At 71.5% G+C, this 18,516-nt stretch carries 15 protein-coding genes; 10 read left to right on the top strand and 5 right to left on the bottom strand.

Translation table 11 applies throughout. The annotated features are described in order from the left end of the window. Positions 1–9 precede the first annotated feature (9 nt). The 5 genes from lptG (at position 10) to JJQ90_RS09065 (ending at position 6,964) form a co-directional block, all read left to right on the top strand. Entirely contained in the window at positions 10–1,143 is a 1,134-nt protein-coding gene (lptG, locus tag JJQ90_RS09085; RefSeq protein ID WP_216874539.1) for an LPS export ABC transporter permease LptG, read from the top strand. After that, positions 1,143–3,446, top strand: coding sequence for an LPS-assembly protein LptD (locus tag JJQ90_RS09080; protein ID WP_230410504.1), 2,304 nt, complete (start codon positions 1,143–1,145; stop codon positions 3,444–3,446). Before lptG ends, JJQ90_RS09080 begins: the two co-directional genes overlap by 1 nt. A gap of 191 nt (positions 3,447–3,637) precedes the next feature. Next, positions 3,638–4,960 carry a peptidylprolyl isomerase gene (locus tag JJQ90_RS09075; RefSeq protein ID WP_216874537.1) on the top strand — a complete coding sequence of 441 codons (1,323 nt, stop codon included), beginning with the start codon at positions 3,638–3,640 and terminating at the stop codon, positions 4,958–4,960. 138 nt (positions 4,961–5,098) lie between these two features. Beyond that, the gene (rsmA, locus tag JJQ90_RS09070) at positions 5,099–5,932 is read left to right on the top strand and encodes a 16S rRNA (adenine(1518)-N(6)/adenine(1519)-N(6))-dimethyltransferase RsmA (RefSeq protein WP_216874535.1); all 834 of its coding nucleotides are present in this window, start codon (positions 5,099–5,101) and stop codon (positions 5,930–5,932) included. A gap of 66 nt (positions 5,933–5,998) precedes the next feature. Beyond that, on the top strand, positions 5,999–6,964 hold the full coding sequence (locus JJQ90_RS09065; protein ID WP_216874533.1) for a D-2-hydroxyacid dehydrogenase: 966 nt from the start codon (positions 5,999–6,001) through the stop codon (positions 6,962–6,964). A 24-nt stretch (positions 6,965–6,988) separates the two neighbouring features. On the opposite strand, the gene JJQ90_RS09060 is transcribed toward JJQ90_RS09065, so the two are convergent. Further along, on the bottom strand, positions 6,989–7,375 hold the full coding sequence (locus JJQ90_RS09060) for a PH domain-containing protein (protein ID WP_216874532.1): 387 nt from the start codon (positions 7,373–7,375) through the stop codon (positions 6,989–6,991). Positions 7,376–7,387: 12 nt separating this feature from the next. Continuing rightward, positions 7,388–8,110 (bottom strand): alpha/beta fold hydrolase, encoded by a 723-nt coding sequence (locus tag JJQ90_RS09055; RefSeq protein WP_230410503.1) that lies wholly within the window; start codon positions 8,108–8,110, stop codon positions 7,388–7,390. 233 nt (positions 8,111–8,343) lie between these two features. Between JJQ90_RS09055 and JJQ90_RS09050 the strand changes: the two genes are divergently transcribed. From JJQ90_RS09050 to JJQ90_RS09030, 5 genes are all read left to right on the top strand, one after another. Further along, entirely contained in the window at positions 8,344–10,473 is a 2,130-nt protein-coding gene (locus JJQ90_RS09050) for a DEAD/DEAH box helicase (protein WP_216874528.1), read from the top strand. A 128-nt stretch (positions 10,474–10,601) separates the two neighbouring features. Beyond that, entirely contained in the window at positions 10,602–11,822 is a 1,221-nt protein-coding gene (locus JJQ90_RS09045) for an acyl-CoA dehydrogenase (RefSeq protein WP_216874526.1), read from the top strand. Positions 11,823–12,181: 359 nt separating this feature from the next. Continuing rightward, complete coding sequence (locus JJQ90_RS26905) at positions 12,182–13,105, top strand: Bug family tripartite tricarboxylate transporter substrate binding protein (RefSeq protein ID WP_268958609.1); 924 nt, start codon at positions 12,182–12,184, stop codon at positions 13,103–13,105. 44 nt (positions 13,106–13,149) lie between these two features. Continuing rightward, entirely contained in the window at positions 13,150–13,419 is a 270-nt protein-coding gene (locus tag JJQ90_RS09035) for a CopG family ribbon-helix-helix protein (protein ID WP_216874524.1), read from the top strand. After that, complete coding sequence (locus JJQ90_RS09030; RefSeq protein WP_230410502.1) at positions 13,416–13,724, top strand: type II toxin-antitoxin system RelE/ParE family toxin; 309 nt, start codon at positions 13,416–13,418, stop codon at positions 13,722–13,724. Before JJQ90_RS09035 ends, JJQ90_RS09030 begins: the two co-directional genes overlap by 4 nt. 13 nt (positions 13,725–13,737) lie before the next feature. Here the strand turns inward: JJQ90_RS09030 and JJQ90_RS09025 are convergent, their stop codons facing one another. The 3 genes from JJQ90_RS09025 to tssM form a co-directional block, all read right to left on the bottom strand. Then, positions 13,738–14,448 carry a PP2C family protein-serine/threonine phosphatase gene (locus JJQ90_RS09025; RefSeq protein WP_216874522.1) on the bottom strand — a complete coding sequence of 237 codons (711 nt, stop codon included), beginning with the start codon at positions 14,446–14,448 and terminating at the stop codon, positions 13,738–13,740. Next, positions 14,445–14,963, bottom strand: coding sequence for a type VI secretion system-associated protein TagF (gene tagF, locus JJQ90_RS09020; protein ID WP_216874520.1), 519 nt, complete (start codon positions 14,961–14,963; stop codon positions 14,445–14,447). The genes JJQ90_RS09025 and tagF overlap by 4 nt, the downstream gene beginning before the upstream one ends. 64 nt (positions 14,964–15,027) lie before the next feature. Next, the gene (gene tssM / locus JJQ90_RS09015) at positions 15,028–18,516 is read right to left on the bottom strand and encodes a type VI secretion system membrane subunit TssM (protein WP_216874518.1); all 3,489 of its coding nucleotides are present in this window, start codon (positions 18,514–18,516) and stop codon (positions 15,028–15,030) included.

Raw genomic sequence — 18,516 nt, 5'->3', positions numbered from 1 at the left:
GAGCCCGGCATGGTCCTGACCCCCACGCTGTCGCTCTATGTCGCGCGCGGCTTCCTGTTCGCCACGCTGCTGGTGCTGGCCGCGCTGATCGGGCTGGTGGCGCTGTTCGACTTCATCGAGCTGCTGCGCCGCGCCGCCAGCCGGCCGGATGTGGATTTCGGCATCCCCCTGCAGATCGCGGCGATGCGGCTGCCCTTCGTGGCCATGCAGATCCTGCCCTTCGCCATCCTGCTCGGCGGCATCATCGCCTTCTGGCGCCTGACCCGGTCCTCGGAGCTGATCGTGGCGCGCGCCGCCGGCATCTCCGCCTGGGGCTTCCTGACCGGGCCGCTGATCGTGGCGGTGCTGATGGGCATGCTCGGCACCTTCGCCATCTCCCCCATCTCCTCCGCCATGCTGTCGCGGGCGGAACGGATGGACCAGAATTTCCTGCGCACGGGTGGTGGCCTGACCTCGCTCGCGGGTGGGCGGCTGTGGCTGCGGCAGGCGGACCGGGCGCTGGACCCGCAGGGGGTCGCCATCCTGTCCGGCCGCCCGGTGGCGATGCGTGACGCCGCCCCCTCCCCCCGCGGCCCGCGATTCGAATTGCAGGAGGTGACGGTCTGGCGGCTTTCCGCCGATGACCGCCCGCTGGCACGGCTGGAGGCGCCGCGCGCCCGGCTGGTCCCCGGCGCCTGGGTGCTGGAGGAGGCGGTGAGCTTCGGCGCCGACCGCCGCGCCAGCCCGGCCGAGCGTATCAGCCTGCCGACGGAACTGACCCCCGACCGCATCCAGGAAAGCTTCGCCTCACCCGAAACGCTCGATTTCTGGTCCCTGCCCCGCTTCATCACGGTGCTGGAGGAGGCCGGCTTCTCCGCCGTGCGGCATCGCATCCAGTATCAATCGCTGCTCGCCATGCCGGTGCTGGCGCTCGGCATGGCGCTGCTGGCCGCCGGCTTCTCCATGCGCCAGACCCGGCGCGGCGGCGTGGCGCAGATGATCGGCGGCGGGGTCGCCGCCGGATTCGCCCTTTTCGTGTTGGACAGGGTGAGCAATGAAATGGGCGAGGCCGGGTCGCTGCCGGTGATCCTGGCCGCCTGGGCCCCGGCGCTCGCCGGGCTGCTGCTGGCCTTGGCGCTGCTCTTGCATCTGGAGGATGGCTGATGCCGCCGACCACCCGGCCCGCCGCCCCCCACCGGCCCAGGCCCCCGCGCAAGCTGCCGCCGCCGATCCGCCCGGTGACGGTCGCCGCGCCGCCGCCGCTGCCACCCGCCCGGCACCCCTGGCGGCTGACCGGCCTCGCCGCGCTGACGGCGCTCGGCCTGGTACTGGCGCCGACCGGACCCGGCGCGCAGCAGGGGCTGATGGGCCTTGGCAATCGCGCCACCGATGACGGCCCGGTCACCTTCACGGCGGAGGAGGTGGAATACGACCAGACCAGCAACACCGTGACGGCGCGTGGCCGGGTGGAGGCCTGGCAGGGCGACCGCGTGCTGCGCGCCGATGAATTCACCTATGCCCGTGACACCGGCGTGGCGACCGCGACCGGCAATGTCGCGCTGATCGAGCCCGATGGGCAGACCCTGTTCGCCGACCGGGTGGAGCTGACCGACGGCATGCGCGATGCCGCCATCGAGGGCATTCGCGGCCTGCTCGCCTCCAACGCCCGGCTGGCCGCGGCCGGGGCGCGGCGCACCGGCGGCACGGTCACCGACCTGGCCCGCGTCGTCTATTCCTCCTGCGACCTCTGCCCGGAAGATCCGACCCGGCCGCCGCTCTGGCAGTTGCGCGCCCGGATCGCGACGCTGGACAGCACGGAACAGCGCGTGCGCTACCGCGATGCGGCGGTGGAATTCGGCGGCGTGCCGCTGCTCTACACCCCCTATTTCAGCCACGCCTCGCCGGACGCGCCGCGCGCCTCCGGCTTCCTCTCGCCCACCTTCGGCCAGACCCGCTTCCTCGGCGGCTTCCTGGAGCTGCCCTATTACTGGGCGATCGACGACCATTCCGACGCGACCATCAGCCTGACCGCCTCGACCAAGCAGGTGCCCAATCTGGGCGCCACCTATCGCCGCCGCTTCAATTCCGGCGAGATCGCCCTGGAGGGGTCGGTCGGCAGCCTGGAGAACACGGATGCGGATGGCTATGGCGGCCACATCTTCGCCCAGGGCCGCTTCACCCTGGATGAGAACTGGCGCACCGGCTTCGCGGTGAATCGCGCCTCCTCCCGCGAATATCTCCAGGCCTGGCGCTATGGCGCGCCACGGGTGCTGACCACCACGGCCTATCTGGAAGGCTTCTGGGGGCCGGAAGGCTATGCCCGGGTCGACAGCATGCTCTACCAGGGGCTGGACGCGGCCAATTCCACCTCTCTGACGCCCTTCGTGCTGCCGCGCGGCTATGCCGACTACGTCTTCCCGACCGACAGCCTGGGCGGGCGCTTCACCCTCGATGCCTCCGCCTTCAGCCTGTTCCGCAGCAGCGGCACCGACACAAGGCGCATCGCCACCCGCGGCAACTACGAATTGCCGGTGATGGGCGACATGGGCGAGATCTGGACCTTCCGCACCCAGGCCGACATCGTCGGCGGCTGGGTCGATGGGCTGGCACTCGCGCCGACCTATGGCGATGCCAGCGGTGATGGCTTCTACGGCCGCGGCCATGTCCGCACCGCGGTGGACTGGCGCATGCCCTTCCTGCGCAGCGCCGGCGAATACGGATCCCAGATCATCGAGCCGCGGGTGCAGCTGGTGACCGGGCCGGCGACGGGTGCGCAGCTGCGCTTCCCGAATGAGGACAGCCTGGACTTCGAATTCACCGACGCCAACCTGTTCAGCCTGAACCGCTTCCAGGGCCGCGACCGGTTCGAGGGCGGCACCCGCGTGGATGCCGCGCTGCGCGGCGCCTGGCTGTTCCCGAATGGCGGGCAGTTGGAGGGCCTGGCCGGCCGATCCCTCCGCATGGCGACCGACGAGACCTTCGCCGATGGCTCCGGGCTGGAAAACCGCTCCTCCGACTGGGTCGGCCGGCTGCGGCTGGCGCCGGTCTCCTGGCTGGAGATGGTGGGCCGGGCGCGGCTGGACCGGGAAACCGGGGAAGGCCGCCTCTGGGACGGCACCGCCACGGTCTTCGGCGGCCCCTTCAGCCTGTCCGGCGGCTACCTGCTGACCAACCCGGCGCCGAATGTCACCACCCGGAAGCGGGAGGAATTCTCCCTCGGCGGCACGCTGCGGGTGAACGAGAACTGGCGGGTCGGCGTCTTCGGTCGCTACGACATCGGGCTCGACCGCCCCGTCGCCGCCCAGGCCTCCGCCACCTATGAGGATGAGTGCTTCATCTTCGAGACGCGATTCGTGCGGAGCTGGGCGGAGGATCCGAGCACACGGGCCGACTATACCGGCGGCACGCTGCTGCTGTTCCGCATCGGCCTCAAGACGGTGGGCGATTTCGGCCTGCGGGCATTGTGAGGGTGCCTCAGGCGCCGGCGCCCCCTGCGGGGGCTTGGCTGCGCGCCACCTGGCGCGGCGGCCATTCGGCCGCTCACCCGCCTGCGGCGGGTGCCGGGGTTGGACAATGGTCGCACGGCTTTTCGTTGCGGCCCAAGAATGCGCTCGGTCAGGTGATTTCGCCGGCCCGGGGAATGCTCTAGGAAAGCGTCATGCGTCCCACATTCCGCGTCCTGCTGCTGTCCGCCCTGGCCAGCGCCCCGCTCATCCTCCTGCCCGGCGCCGCATCGGCCCAGGGGGCGGCGCCGCGCGCCGCCACCCAGGCCGGCGCATCCCAGGTCAACCGCATCGTCGCCGTCATCAACGGGGACATCGTCACCCGCGCCGATGTCGATGGCCGGCGGCGCCTCTTCGCCCTGAATGCCGGGCTGAACATCACGCCGCAGGTGCTGGAACGCCTGACCCCGCAGGTCACCCGCCTGCTGGTGGATGAACGCCTGCGCATGCAGGAGGTGCAGCGCCGCCGCATCGCCGTCACCGACAACGACATCGCCACCGCGGTGGCGGAGCTGGAACGCCGCAACGGCCTGCCCGCCGGCGCCCTGGTGGGGCAGTTGCGTCGCGCCGGGGTGGAGCCGCGGGTGCTGTATGACCAGCTCCGCGTCCAGATCGGCTGGGCGCGGCTGGTGCGCCAGCTTCTCGGGCCGCAGGCCGAACCCGGGGAGGCGGAGGTGGCGGAGCTGATCGCCGGCCAGCGCGCCCGCACCGGCCAGCCCGAATTCCTGGTCAGCGAGATCTTCGTGCCGATCGACGACCCGACCGAGGAAGCCGAGGTGCGGACCTTCGTGGACGAGGTGGTCGCCCAGCTTCGCCGCGGCGTGCCCTTCCCCGTCGCCGCCACCCAGTTCAGCCAGTCCCAGACCGCCCTGCAGGGCGGCGACCTCGGCTGGGTGGGCGCGGAGGCCCTGGACCGGGAGGTGGCGGAGGTGGTGCGGCAGATGCCGCCCGGCGCCATCGCCAACCCGATCCGCGTGCCCGGCGGCTTCCAGATCATCACCCTGCGCCAGCGGCGGGAGGTGGGGCGCGACATGGCGACCATCCTGACGCTGCGCCAGGCCTTCTTCCCCTTCTCCTCGCCGCTCGACCCCAACAACCCGACGCAGCAGCAGATCCAGACCGTGGAACGCGCCCGCGCCCTGGCCGGCTCCGCCCGGACCTGCGAGGCGGTGGAAGCGGCGGGCCGCGCCGCCAATAGCGGCCGCGACCCCGATCCGGGCGAGGTGCGGCTGGAAGGCGTGCAGCCGCCGCCGCTGCGGCAATTGATCGGCAGCCTGCAGCCGGGCCGCGCCAGCCAGCCGGTGATCGCCCCGGATGGCGTCGCCGTCATCATGGTCTGCACGCGGGAGACCCGGAACCAGGCGGAGCTGACGCCGGATGCCGCCCGCGCCCAGCTGGTGCGCGACCGCGCCGAGCTGCTGTCCCGCCAGGTCCAGCGCGACCTGCGCCGCCGCGCGCAGATCGAGATGCGCAGTTGAGGCAGATGGTCTGCGACCATCTGCCTCAACTGCTGTATTTTTGCCCTCAGGCGCCGGGCGCCGCCTCCGGCGGCTTGGCTCGCCGCATAGGCGGCGGCGGCCGTTCGGCCGCTCGGACCGCCGGAGCGGTCCGCAGGCATGTCTGAAACTTCTGCGCTTCCGAGCCTCCGCGACACGGTCCGCGAATACGGGCTCGACGCCCGCAAATCGCTCGGCCAGCACTTCCTGCTGGACCCGGCGGTCTGCGCCCGCATCGCGTCGCTCGCCGGCGACCTCACGGGGCGGCAGGTGCTGGAGGTGGGGCCGGGCCCCGGTGGGCTGACGCGCGCGCTGCTGGCGACGCCGGCCGCCCATGTGCTGGCGGTGGAGTTGGACCGGCGGGCGATCGCCGCGCAGGCCGCCCTGGCCGCGCATCACCCCGGCCGCCTGACGGTGCGGGAGGCGGATGCGCTGGAGGTGGACGTGCTGGCCGAGATGCCGGCGCCGCGCCGCATCATCGCCAACCTGCCCTACAACGTCGCCACCCCCCTGCTGGTCGGCTGGCTGCGCCAGGCTTCCGGCATCGAGGGCATGACCCTGATGTTCCAGCAGGAGGTGGCGGAGCGCATCTGCGCCGCCCCCGGCAGCGACGCCTATGGCCGACTCGGCGTGCTGGCGCAGTGGCGCTGCCGGGCGCAGTTCCTGCTCAGCCTGCCACCGGGCGCCTTCACCCCGCCGCCTAAGGTGTTCTCCGCCGTGGTCGGCCTGACCCCGCATGCCGAGGACCCCGGTCCGGCGCTGTTCGCCGCCATGGAACGCACCACCGCCGCCGCCTTCGGCCAGCGCCGCAAGATGCTGCGCGGCGCGCTGAAGACCCTGGGCAATGCCGAGGCGCTGCTGGAGGCCGCCGGAATCGCCGGCGACCGACGGGCGGAGACGCTGGAGATCGCCGAATTCGACCGGCTGGCGCGGGCGCTTCTGGCGCGCGGGTAGCGGGACGGGGTTGCCTGCGCCGTCTCGCCCCTGTTTGGTGCGCCTCCAAACTCCCGGAGAAACGCCATGCTGCCCCCCGATGACCAGCTCACCCTCTGCTTCGCCCATGTCGCCTACCGCTTCGGCGAGAGCTACGCGGCGCGCGGCGGCAAGCTGAAGCATTTCGAGGTCCGCAGCCTGGAGGAGCTGGAGTCCAGGCTGCCGGAGGCCGATGTGCTGCTGGTCTCGGGCATGTGGCGCAACCACCTGACCGCCAAGTCGCCCAAGCTGAAGTTCATCCAGTCGATCAGCGCCGGCGTCGACCAGTATGACAAGGCGGTGCTCGGCGGCGCCGGCATCCGGCTGGCCTCCGCCCAGGGCGCCAATGCCAATGCGGTGTCGGAACACGCGCTGTCGCTGATCCTCGCCATCACCCGCCGCCTGCCGGAAGCCCGCGACAACCAGGCGAAGCAGCATTGGCGCGGCATGATCGGCGACCTGTCCCGGCGCGAGGATGAGCTGGGCGGCAAGACCCTGCTGGTGGTCGGCATCGGCCGCATCGGCGGGCGGCTGGCGCGCCTCGCCAAGGCTTTTGATATGAAGGTGGTGGGGCTGCGGCAGGACCCGTCCAAGGGCAGCGAGGGTGCCGACGAGATCCACGGCATGGAGGCGCTGCACGCCCAGCTCGGCCGCGCCGACATCGTCGCCCTGACCTGCGCGCTGACGCCGGAGACGCGCGGCCTGATGAACGCCGCCGCCTTCGCCGCCATGAAGCCGGGCGCGACGCTGGTGAACGTCGCGCGCGGCGCGGTCTGCGACGAGGCGGCGCTGATCGCGGCCCTGGCCTCCGGCCAGATCGGCAATGCCGCGCTGGATGTGACGACGGAGGAGCCGCTGGCCGCCGGCAGCCCGCTCTGGGCGATGCCGAACGTCTTCATCACGCCGCATACCGGCGGCGAGACGCGGGCCTATGAGGGCAATGTGCTCGATCTGCTGGAAGCCAACCTGCCGCGGCTGCGGGCGGGGGAGAAGCTGGTCAACCAGGTGGTGTGAACGGCGGGGGGCTCACGCCCCCCTTCAATCCAGGTTGGTGCTGGTCCGCGGCCGCCCGCTGGCGTTCCAGGCGGCGCGGATCGCCTCGCTGACCGCCACCGGGTCGGGCACGCCGCGCAGCACATGCGATTCATCGGTGCGGCCCTCGGTGGCCTTGATGACCACGTCGCCGATTCCCAGCATGCGATGCCAGATCGCCTGTTTCGAGACCACGTCGCGGATGCGGAACACCTCCACATCGTCGCGCAGCTTGGTCCAGAAGCCTTCCTCGATGATGACGCGCTCCGTCGTCACGCGGATTCGCTGGCGGCCGAGGAAGGGCAGGCCCAGCATCAGCACGGCCAGCCCGCCCCGGACCAGGCCGAAGGAGCGCTTGGTCTCACGCGTCACCAGGATATCGGTCTCAGCCATGGGCGGATCTCCTCAAAGCGGCCCATGCTGCGGGGCGATCGTGGCGGCAGCAAGCCAGTCGCGCAGCAGGGCGGTCACGGTCGCGGGGTCTTCCATCGGCGGCAGATGGGCGCAGCCGGGCAGGATGCGCAGCACGGCGCCGGGGATCAGCGCGGCCATCTCCGCCGCCAAGTCCGGCGGGGTCAGCAGATCGGCCTCGCCCACCGCGACCAAAGTGGGCACGCGGAGGCCGGGCAGGTCCGGGCGGCTGTCGGGGCGGGCGAGGATGGCGCGCTGCTGGCGGGCGAAGGCGTCGCGACCGACACGCTCCGCCATCTGGCGAACCTCCTCCCCCAGCGGACCCTCCAGGCGGTCGGGATGCAGCAGTTGCGGCAGCAGGCGCGGGGTGACTCCGCGGAACTGGCCGGATTGCGACAGCGCCAGCAGGCCGCGCCGGCGGCGGGCCTGTTGCGGCGTGTCGGGCCGCGCGGAGGTGTCCATCAGCGCCAGGCGGGCGATGCGATGCGGCGCCTGGCGCATCGCCTCCAGCGCCACATAGCCGCCCATGGACAGGCCCACCAGCGCGATGGGCGAGCCCTCCGGCACCAGGGCCAAGGCGCGGGCCGCCATGGCCGGCAGCGTGTCGTCCCGGGTCAGGTCGGCCACCTGGCAGGGCAGCGTGCCGCCCAGCGCGGCGACCTGGTCGCGCCACAGCCGCGCGTCGCAGAGCAGGCCGGGCAGCAACAGAAGCGTCATGGATGGAGACATCTTCCGGTGCTAGGGCGGCGAAACCGTGCCGTCCAGCGCGGGACAGGCGGCATCTTGCCTTGATTTCCGTGCCATAGCGGCGCATATGGCGTCCATCCCGCCCGGTCCCGCGAAGCGTCCAGTCTTGCGCCTGCGGGGCGCCCCCGCCGGATGCGCCTTCTGGCTCACCAGGAGTCGTGCAGGTGGCGGGCAGGTCCGAGGCAAGCAGAGAACCAAGCACGTTGAGCGATCATAGCGACGCCACGGCCCCACACGCGGCCGAGACAGACCATAACGACGCCGCGACAGCCGGCGCCCCGGCGCAGGCCGAGGCAACGGGGAAGGCCGCGCCTGCCCCGCGCAAGCGCCGCGCGCCCGCCGCGAAGACCAAGCCTGTCGCCGCCGAGGAAGGTGCCGCCGAGGCGCCGGCCAAGCCGAAGCCCAAGCCGCGCACGCGCGCCAAGGCCGCCAAGCCGGCGGCCGAGCCGGGGTTGCTGCCCGAGGTCGTGGCACAGCCGGTGGTGGTTGCCGCGCCGGAGCCTGTCGCGGAAGCTGCCCCCGAGCCGGTCGCGGAAGCGACGCCCGAGGCGGTTGCCGAGACCGTCGCCGAAGCGGCGCCGGGGCCTGTCGCCGAAGCGGCGCCCGAGCATGTGGCCGAAGCGGCGCCCGAGCCTGTCGCGGAAGCGGCACCCGCGCCGACCGAAGCCGAGTCGCAGGCCGCCGAAGAAGCCGCCAGCTGGGCCGCCGAGGAAGCGCCCCGCGTCACCTTCGCCGATCTCGGCCTGTCGGAGCCGATTCTCCGCGCCGTTACCGATACCGGCTACCTGCACCCGACCCCGATCCAGGAACAGGCGATCCCGATCGTGCTGATGGGCCGGGACGTGCTGGGCTGCGCCCAGACCGGCACCGGCAAGACCGCCGGCTTCACCCTGCCGATGCTCGACATTCTGGCCGGGTCCCGCGCCAAGGCGCGCATGCCGCGCAGCCTGATCCTGGAACCGACCCGGGAACTGGCGCTCCAGGTCGCCGAGAACTTCGTCAAATACGGCAAGTACCTGAACCTGAATCATGCCCTGCTGATCGGCGGGGAGAGCATGAACGACCAGCGCGACGTGCTGGAAAAGGGCGTGGACGTGCTGATCGCCACGCCGGGCCGGTTGCTCGACCTGTTCGATCGCGGCCGCATCCTGCTGGCAGACTGCAAGGTGCTCGTCATCGACGAGGCCGACCGCATGCTCGACATGGGCTTCATCCCGGATGTCGAGCGCATCGTTTCGTTCCTGCCGAAGCTGCGCCAGACGCTGTTCTTCTCCGCCACCATGGCGCCGGAAATCCGCCGCCTGGCGGATGCCTTCCTGCAGAACCCGAAGGAGATCACGGTCTCCGCCCCCGCCACCGTGGCCACCACCATCACCACGGGCCTGGTCTGGGTGCGGGAGCATGACAAGCGGGAAGCCCTGCGGCGGATGCTGAACAAGGAGGCGGTGCAGAACGCGCTGATCTTCTGCAACCGCAAGGTCGAGGTCGACATCCTCTACAAGTCGCTGAAGAAGCACGGCTTCTCGGTCGGCGCGCTTCATGGGGACCTGGACCAGTCGACCCGCTTCGCGACCCTCAACCGCTTCAAGGCGAATGAGATCCAGCTTCTGGTGTGCAGCGACGTGGCGGCGCGCGGCCTCGACATCGGCGGCCTCTCCCACGTCTTCAACTTCGACGTGCCCTTCCATGCGGAGGACTACGTCCACCGCATCGGCCGAACCGGCCGCGCCGGGCGCGAGGGCCATGCCTATTCGCTGGCGGCGCCGGAAGACGCGAAATCCGTCGCGGCGATCGAGAAGCTGACCGGCATGCCGATCCCGCGCATGGAGGTCGAAGGCATCGACCCCGTGACGGCCGAGGAAATCGAGGAAGGCGCCAAGGCCAAGCGCGGCCGCGGTGGCCGCGGTGCGCCCCCCGCCCGCGATGCCGGCCGCGGTCGCGGCGGGCGTGACGAACGCCCCCGCCGTGGCGAGGCCACCAGCCGCGACCCCGGCCCGCCGCCGCCGCGTGAGGCGGAAGCCCCGCGCCCGCCGCGGGAGGAACGCGCGCCCCGCGAGGAGCGTGCGCCGCGTGAGGATCGCGCCCCGCGCCGGGATGCCGCGCCGCCGCCGGCGGCACGCGACGACCGCCGGCCCAGCACGCGCCGTGACCCCGGCCCGCGCGAGGCGCCGCAATCCATGGAAGCGCGGCGCGAGGAATTCCGCCGCGAACGGCGCGAAGACCGCGACGCCGGCCCCTCGCCGCTCGGCTTCGGTGACACCGTGCCCGCCTTCATGCTGCTGCCCCTGCCCCGGCCCCGCCGGGACCAGGCTTCGGACGCCGAAGCCGCCTGATGGACCTGCGCGCGGTTGCCGGATGACGGCAGCCGCGCCAGATTGCCCAACAAGGGCTGGTTGCCATGGGGCTCGCTTCGGCGCGCATCCCCCTCCCAGCCCGTCGCCCGCCCCGCGAGGAGGAAGCCATGAACGTCGTCGCCCCGGTGCCCGCCCAGGCCGCCGCCAAGAAATCCAGCCAGTCCGCCTTCACCTGGGACGACCCCCTGCTGCTCGACCAGGCGCTGAGCGAGGACGAGCGCATGATCCGCGATGCGGCGCGCGACTTCTGCCAGGAAAAGCTGATGCCGCGGGTCCTCATGGCCAACCGGAACGAGCATTTCGACCGGGAGATCATGAACGAGTTCGGCGAGATGGGCTTCCTGGGCGCCACCCTCGACGGCTACGGCTGCGCCGGCGTCAACTACGTCTCCTACGGCCTGATGTCCCGCGAAGTGGAGCGCGTCGACAGCGGCTATCGCTCCGCCTTCTCCGTGCAGTCCTCCCTGGTCATGTACCCGATCCACGCCTTCGGCTCCGAAGAGCAGAAGCAGAAGTTCCTGCCGAAGCTGCGCACCGGCGAATGGGTCGGCTGCTTCGGCCTGACCGAGCCCGATGCCGGCTCCGACCCCTCCTCCATGCGCACCCGCGCCAAGAAGGTGGACGGCGGCTACCTGGTCTCCGGCTCCAAGACCTGGATCACCAACTCCCCCATCGCCGACGTCGCCGTGGTCTGGGCCAAGGACGATGAAGGCATCCTGCGCGGCTTCCTGCTGGAACGCGGCATGAAGGGCCTGTCCTTCCCCAAGATCGAAGGCAAGTTCAGCCTGCGCGCCAGCGTCACCGGCATGATCATGATGGACGAGGTCTTCGTCCCTGAGGAAAACAAGCTGCCGGGCGTCAAATCCCTCGCCGGCCCCTTCTCCTGCCTCAACCGCGCCCGCTACGGCATCGCCTGGGGCGCCCTCGGCGCCGCGGAATTCTGCTGGCACGCCGCGCGTGACTACACCATGGGCCGCAAGATGTTCGGCAAGCCCCTGGCCCAGACCCAGCTCATCCAGAAGAAGCTGGCCGACATGCAGACCGAAATCACCCTCGGCCTGCACGCCGTGCTCCGCGTCGGCCGCCTGTTCGACGAACACAAGGTCGCGCCGGAAATGATCTCCCTGGTCAAGCGCAACAACTGCGGCAAATCCCTGGACATCGCCCGCATGTCCCGCGACATGCACGGCGGCAACGGCATCGTCGACGAGTACCACGTGATCCGCCACGTCATGAACCTCGAAACCGTCAACACCTACGAAGGCACCCACGACGTCCACGCCCTGATCCTCGGCCGCGCCCAGACCGGCCTGAACGCCTTCGGCTGAAGCAGACGGGGTGTTGCGCGAGTAGCTTGCAAGGAGGGCTCCGCCCTCCCTGCACCCTCCCGCCAAGGGGCAGTGGCCCCTTGGAACCCTTTGATTCATGAACGGAAATGGAGAGGGGCCAGAGGTACCGCATGTTCAGCGGTCCTGCTGGCCCCTCTCCATTTCCGTTCAAGGTCCTGAGGTCCAGGAGGCCACTGCCTCCTGGCGGGGAGGGTGCGGGAGGGGCAGAGCCCCTCCTGCAATCACCCGCGCGCCCCCGTTGCTGCGCCGCAGCATTCAGGGTTACGGTTTGGCGTCGGTTGGGGGGTCCTGGGATGTTGACGCGGCGTGGGTTGGGTGGGGTTGCGGTGGCGTCGGTGATGGCGTCCGGGGTTCGGGCGCAGGGGGCTTGGCCGACGCGGCCGGTGCGGATGTTGGTGGGTTTTGCGCCGGGTGGTTTCGCGGACATTGTGGCGCGGGCGGTGGCGGAGCAGTGCACGGCGTTGCTGGGTCAGAATTTCGTGGTGGAGAACCGGTCGGGCGCGTCGGGGACCATTGCGGCGGATGCGGTGGCGAAGGCGGCGCCGGATGGGTCGGTGTTGTTGCTGGGGCATTCCACGCCGAATGCGGTGGCCGCGGCCTTGTTCAGCAATCTGCCGTTTGATCCGTTGAAGGATTTGACTCCGGTGGCGCAGATCGCGGTGCATCCGCATCTGCTGGTGGTGCCGGCGGCCTCACCGTTCCGGACCACGGCGGATTTGATCGCGGCGGCGAAGGTGCGGCCGGGGGCGGTCAGTTTCTGTTCGGCGGGGATTGGCTCCGTGCATCACACGGCCTGTTCGATGCTGGCGCAGGCGGCGGGGGTGGAGTTCACCCATGTGCCCTATCGCGGCAGTGCGCCGGCCATGGCGGATCTGATCGCCGGGCGGGTGGATATGACGATCGAGGGTATCAACACGGTCGGGCAGATGATCGCCGATGGGCGGCTGCGGGCGCTGGCGGCGGGCACCCTGGACCGGATCGCGGTGCTGCCGGAGCTGACGACCTTGCGGGAGCAGGGTTATGGCGAGATCGATGCGGCGAGCTGGGTGGGGGTGTTCGGCCCGGCCGGGCTGCCGGAGGAGATCGTGGTGACCATGGGTCGCGCGGTGGACCGGGCGATGGAGGCGCCGGCCATGCAGCGCATCATGACCAGTGGCGGCACCATTCCGGCGCGGCGCCGGGGCGCGGAGTTCCGGGCCTTCCTGGCGCTGGAGATCGAGCGCTACAAGGCCGTGCTCGGCGATGGGAAGATCGCGCTGTAGGCGGGATTTGAAGCCTGCGGCAGGCGCCCATATGATGACCTGCGATGACCAGGGATCACGTCATGCCGCAGCGCGCCGCGTCCGAGCCGATCACCATTCGCACGACGAAGGTGGCCGAGATTGACGCCCTGGCGGTGGCGATGGACCGCTCCCGCGACGACATCGTGAACCAGGCGATTGAGCAGTATCTCGAAGCCAATGCCTGGCAGATGGAGCGCATCGAGGAAGGTCTCGCCGCCGCCCGTGGCGGCAAGGTCGTCCCGGCCGAAGATGTTTTTGCCGGGATCGCCACGAAACATGGCTGGACCCGTTGACGCTTCTGGTTATCGCTGAACCGGCGGCCCGCGATCTCGAAGCGATTGTCGACCATATTGCACAGGACAATCCTGTCGCCGCGGAGACGGTGTACCGGGGCATTGTCCGCGCAGTGGAAAGATTGCCCGGATTTCCGGCGCTGGGCCGTCCCGGTCGCCATCCGGGGACACGGGAACTGAGCATCCCCAGGTTGCCCTATCTGATCGTCTACGACGCCAGCCCCAAGGCCGTGACGATCCTGGCGATATTCCACACGTCGCGCGATCTTGCGCGGGCGCTGCGCGACCGGATCAAGGGCGGTTGACGATGTGCCGGGACTACCCCGCGCGCACGACCACGGCGGTGACGTTGTCGCGCGCCCCATTGGCCAGCGCGACTTCCAGAATGGCGTCCGGGCCGTGGCCCGCGGCGAGCATGGCGCCGATCTCGGCTTCCGGCACCGCCTTGAACAGCCCGTCGGAGCACAGGAGAAAGACGTCGCCCGCGGCGAGGCGGGCGCTGGTCTTGTCCAGCGTCAGCTCGCCTTCGGCGCCCACGGCGCGGGTGATGACATTGGCCTGGGGGTGGGATTCGGCCTCCGCTTCCGCGACCAGCCCCTGATCCACCAGATCCTGCACCAGGCTGTGGTCGCGGGTCAGGCGGGTGAAGCTGCCCTGGCGCAGCAGGTAGATGCGGCTGTCGCCGGCCCAGAGGCAGGCGAAGTGTCCGCCGCGGGCCAGCAGCACGACGATGGTGGTGGCGATGATCCGCCCCGGCCCGGCCTCGGCCGCCTGGCGCTGCAGATCGGCGTGGACGGCGTTGATGCGCAGCCGCACCTGGGCGAGCATCTCGGCGGCGGAAAAGCCCGGCGGCAGGTCCTGAAGCGCGGCGGTGGCGGCGGCGGAGGCGACATCGCCCGCGCCATGCCCGCCGGCGCCATCCGCCACCGCCCATAACCCGATGTCCGGACGATCGACGAAGGCGTCCTCGTTGCGGGGGCGCACCGTGCCGGGGTGCGTGGCGGCCTGGCTGGTCAGGGATCCGCTCATGCGCCGCCCTCCACCAGCACGCGGAACAGCAAGGGCGGCGGCAGTTCGGGCAGCGGCCAATGCGCGTCGGGCGTCACCCACCAGCCCTCCTCCGGCGCGGTGTCATCCGTCCAGGGTTCCGCCAGGGCGGCGAGCAGGGTGTCGGCGTCCTGGCCGAGGCCGCGGGCGGCGCGGCCCGCGGCCTCCAGCGCGGCATACCAGTCCTCCGCCGGGGCCGGGGCCTCGGCGGGCAGGGTGGCGGCGAGGGTCAGGGGGAAGCGGCGGCCGACCATGTCCTCGCTGGGCAGGATCACCCCGGCGATGCGGTCGATGCCGCAGGCGCCGGCCGGCAGCAGGAAGCGCCAGGCGGGACCGGCCTCCCAGGCCTCGGCGAAGCCGTCCTCGCCCAGCGCCTCCCGCGCCTCGGTCAGCCCCTCCTGGAGCCATGTATCCCAGGGCAGGCAGAAATCCTCGGGCAGTGCCCGGCGCAGGAAGTCGCCATGCGCCGGCAGCTTGCCGAGGAGGCCGGTGGACATCTCAGCCTCCGCAGGAAGGCAGGGCGGACAAACGGGCGCGCATCTTGGTGGTCCTCGGGGGGTTTCAGGGCGCCAAAGTGGGGCAGCGGAAATCCTGCAATTCCCGCAGCGCGAAGGGATGCACGATGGAGGAGGCGCGCAGCTCGAACTCCGCCCGGCGCTCGCCCTGGGTCAGGGCCAGGCGCAGGCGGTCGGCGGCGCGGGTGGTGGTCAGGCGGCCGCGGGCGATCAGGCGCATGGAGGCCCAGGCGCCATCGGTGGCCAGCGGCCCGGCGGAGCTGGGCGGGTCGAAGGTCAGGGTGATGCCGGCGCGGGACGGCCATTGCATCGGGATCGGCCGGGTGGTCGCGCCCTCCCCGGCCAGGACCACGCGGTTGCCCTCCACCTCCAGCACCGCCCCGGTGGCGCCGGGATCGACGCCGAGCGGCACCAGGTCGAAGCGCAGGCCGAGCGCGGCGCCGGCCAGCCCGGCGGGCCAGAAGGCGTCGCGAATGGCGGCCGCGCGCTGGAACTGCATCAGGTCGGCGGGGGTGATGGGCGGCGTCAGGCCTTCCGCCGCCACCGGGCGCCAGGGGCGCTGGGTGGTGTCGACGAAGTTGCGCAGGTGCTGGGCGAAGAACTGGTCGAAGACGCCGCCCGGGCCGAACAGCCGGACGAAATCGTCATAGGGCGTGTCCGGCGCCGAGATCGTCTGGCGGAAGGGGAAGCGGGTTTCCAGGCCCCGGCAGAAGGGCGCCAGCGCCGCGCCGCCCGCCGCCGCGATCGCCGCCCGCGCGCCGCCGCTGCGGGCGGTGGCGGTGGAGAGCGAGAGGGTCTGGAGCCAGCGGGACAGTGGCTCCGGCGCGCGCTGGGCCTCGGCGGCCAGGCGTTGGCCGGGATCGAGGCCGGGGCTGGGCGGGATGACGGTGCCGGGCGGGGAGGACACCACGCGCGCCACCTGCACGTACAGCTCGTTCACCGTGGCCAGGATGCCATCCAGCGGCTGGCCGGCGACCTCCCGCAGCGGCTTGAAGCGTTCCTCCACCACGGTGGCGACAGGGGCGGCGGAGGAAGGCTGCAAGGCGGCGCCCACGGCGGCGGCGAGGCGGCTGCTGGTCGCCGCGGCCGCGGCCTGCGCCGCCGCATCGGTGGCGGCTGCGGCACCGGGCGGCGCTTCCGGCGGCGTGCCGGGCGAAAGCTGGCGGGCGGCGCCGCGCAGCACGTCCCGCATCGGCGAATTGGGCGCGCCGAGCAGGTTCAGCGCCTCCGCCGCCTGGGGCAGGTTGCGGAAGGGCGGCAGCACGATATCGGCCAGAACGGCCTGCCAGGCGCGGGCGTAGTCCTCCGCATAGAGGCGCAGGACGGAGGCTTCGAGCTGGCGCGGATCGCCGGCCAAAGCGGTCGCTGCCTCCGGCCCCAGCACCCAGCTTTCCGAGGCAGCTTCCAGGATGGCGCGCGGCAATTGCGGCAGCAGCGCCTTGTGCAGCCCGTCCACGGTGAACAGCCCCGGCACGGCAAGTTCCGCGATGGGGCGGCCGGAGGCGGTGGCGAACCAGCGCTGGCCGGCGACGCCCATGGCATCGCCCGGCTTCCAGGGCGGGACGGCGTTGGCGGCGGTGCGCAGCCGGCTGTAGATGCGCTCCGCCATCGGCAGGCGGGAGAAGATGCGCCGCGCCTGATCGACCAGCGCGCCATCCAGCGGGTAGCGGCTGAAATCGGTGGCGAGCAGGGCTTCGAGGTGGCGGCCCAAAGCCTCGCGGGTCGGCGTGCCCACGGCACCCGGAAAGGCCTGCTGCCAGTCCAGCGACATCCATTCCTGCACCAGGGCGCGGTCCATCGGCCCGGCGCGGCCGAGCATCAGGTAGATGCGCGTCGCCTCGTACAGAAATTCGGGCCGCATGATGCCGGCGCGGATCTGGCTTTCCAGCCGTGCCAGAAGGCGGGGCAGCAGAACGCGGTCCAGCGCGTGTTCGTAGGCGAGGCCACCGGCCTCCACCAGCTTCGGCTCCTGGCTCAGCCCGAGGCCGACGCCATCGGCGCGGGCGGCCGGCGGCAGATCCCGCACCGCGTCGAGATAGGGGATCACGCGGGCCAGGGCATCATCCGCCGTGATGCGGTCCAGCGGCAGGTTCTGGGCCGCCTGTTCGGCGCGGGCGACGGCGGCTTCCAGCTTTGTGCGGCGGACCTGTTCGGCGGAGATGGCGGCATAGCCCCAGGCGCCGCCGCCGATCAGCAGCAGCACCGCGGCGGCCCAGGCGCCGATCTGCACCAGACGGCCCCGCTGGGCCTGGCCCCGGTCGCGCGCGGCCAGCCGCGCCTCGCCGAACACCACATCCTTCAGCAGCCGGCCGAGGAAATAGCTGCGGCCCTTCTGGCCCATGACGGAGGCCGGGCGGCGCGGATCGAGCCCGAAGGCGCGGGACAGCGCCCCGGTCAGCCGGTCGATCGGCGTGCCTTCCTGGGTGCCGGAGGTGAAGTAGACGCCGCGCAGGAAGGGTGCGGGATCGAGCTTGGAACCGCCGAAGGCGGCGCGGGCGAAGGCGACCAGCGGCGCCTCCAGCGAGGCGAATTGCGCCGGGAAGCCGCCGATGCGGGCACGCTGTTCCGGCCCGCGCTCCGCCTGGAGGCGTTCCAGCAGCCGGTCCTGCAGGCGTTTTGTGAGTGCCGCGAATTCCTCGGGCAGCCTCGCGGCATGGCCCTCGGGGCCGGCCTGTTCCGGGAAGGTCACGCCCCAGACCTGGCTCCGCGCCGCCTTGTCCAGGTCGTCGAAGAACTCGGAAAAACCGACGATCAGGTCGGCCTTGCTGACCAGGAAATAGACCGGCAGGCGCTGGCCAAGCCGCTGTTCCAGCTCCCGGATGCGGTTGCGCACGGTCTGGGCATGGGCATCGCGCTGCGCCGCATCCAGCCGGCTGATCATATCCGCGCCAAAAGCGACAACCACGCCGTTCAACGGCTGCTTCGGCCGCTGGCGCTTCAGCAATTCAAGAAAACGTTCCCAGCCGGCCTTGTCGGCCTGGGCGTCGGAATCCTGGGTGGTGTAGCGGCCGGCGGTGTCGATCAGCACCGCCTGTTCGGCGATCCACCAGTCGCAGTTGCGCGTGCCGCCCACGCCGGCCACACGCCCGGCCGACAGGGGAAAATCCAGGCCCGAATTCTGGATGGCCGTGGTCTTGCCCGAGCCCGGCGGGCCGATGATGACGTACCAGGGCCGCTCATACAGATAGCCGCCCTTGCCGCCGCCGGCCTGTTTCAACGCGCCCAGCGCTTCCGCCAGCCGGGCGGAGACGGCCTGTTCCTCGGCGCTCGCGGCCTCGGCGCTGGCCTTGTCCTTGGCAGCGCGGCTATCGGCCTCCGTCACGCCGGCGATCAGCCCGGCCTCCCGCTTGCGGCGCCGCTGGACCACGACGAGCATCACCACCAGCCAGATCAGCACCGGCAGGGCGGCGAGCAGGGCCAGCAGCCAGATCGCCTCCACGCCCAGCAGGGCCGGGGCGAAGAGCCAGATGACCGGCGCCAGGATCAGCGCGCCGAACAGCCCGCCCAAGGCGGGGATGGTGAGGAAGGCCTTCAT

Source organism: Falsiroseomonas oleicola (assembly GCF_019029495.1).
GTDB lineage: Bacteria > Pseudomonadota > Alphaproteobacteria > Acetobacterales > Acetobacteraceae > Falsiroseomonas > Falsiroseomonas oleicola.
Note: the sequence above shows the minus strand (reverse complement) of the source record. Positions and strands in the feature narration are given on the sequence as shown.

Coding starts and splice junctions, on each gene's coding strand:
- JJQ90_RS09065 (WP_216874533.1), top strand. CDS start 5,999: ATGCTGCCCCCCGATGACCAGCTCACCCTCTGCTTCGCCCATGTCGCC.
- JJQ90_RS09025 (WP_216874522.1), bottom strand. CDS start 14,448: ATGAGCGGATCCCTGACCAGCCAGGCCGCCACGCACCCCGGCACGGTG.
- lptG (WP_216874539.1), top strand. CDS start 10: ATGGTCCTGACCCCCACGCTGTCGCTCTATGTCGCGCGCGGCTTCCTG.
- JJQ90_RS09055 (WP_230410503.1), bottom strand. CDS start 8,110: ATGACGCTTCTGTTGCTGCCCGGCCTGCTCTGCGACGCGCGGCTGTGG.
- tagF (WP_216874520.1), bottom strand. CDS start 14,963: ATGTCCACCGGCCTCCTCGGCAAGCTGCCGGCGCATGGCGACTTCCTG.
- rsmA (WP_216874535.1), top strand. CDS start 5,099: ATGTCTGAAACTTCTGCGCTTCCGAGCCTCCGCGACACGGTCCGCGAA.
- JJQ90_RS09035 (WP_216874524.1), top strand. CDS start 13,150: ATGACCAGGGATCACGTCATGCCGCAGCGCGCCGCGTCCGAGCCGATC.
- JJQ90_RS26905 (WP_268958609.1), top strand. CDS start 12,182: ATGGCGTCCGGGGTTCGGGCGCAGGGGGCTTGGCCGACGCGGCCGGTG.
- JJQ90_RS09060 (WP_216874532.1), bottom strand. CDS start 7,375: ATGGCTGAGACCGATATCCTGGTGACGCGTGAGACCAAGCGCTCCTTC.
- JJQ90_RS09045 (WP_216874526.1), top strand. CDS start 10,602: ATGAACGTCGTCGCCCCGGTGCCCGCCCAGGCCGCCGCCAAGAAATCC.
- tssM (WP_216874518.1), bottom strand. CDS start 18,516: ATGAAGGCCTTCCTCACCATCCCCGCCTTGGGCGGGCTGTTCGGCGCG.
- JJQ90_RS09080 (WP_230410504.1), top strand. CDS start 1,143: ATGCCGCCGACCACCCGGCCCGCCGCCCCCCACCGGCCCAGGCCCCCG.
- JJQ90_RS09075 (WP_216874537.1), top strand. CDS start 3,638: ATGCGTCCCACATTCCGCGTCCTGCTGCTGTCCGCCCTGGCCAGCGCC.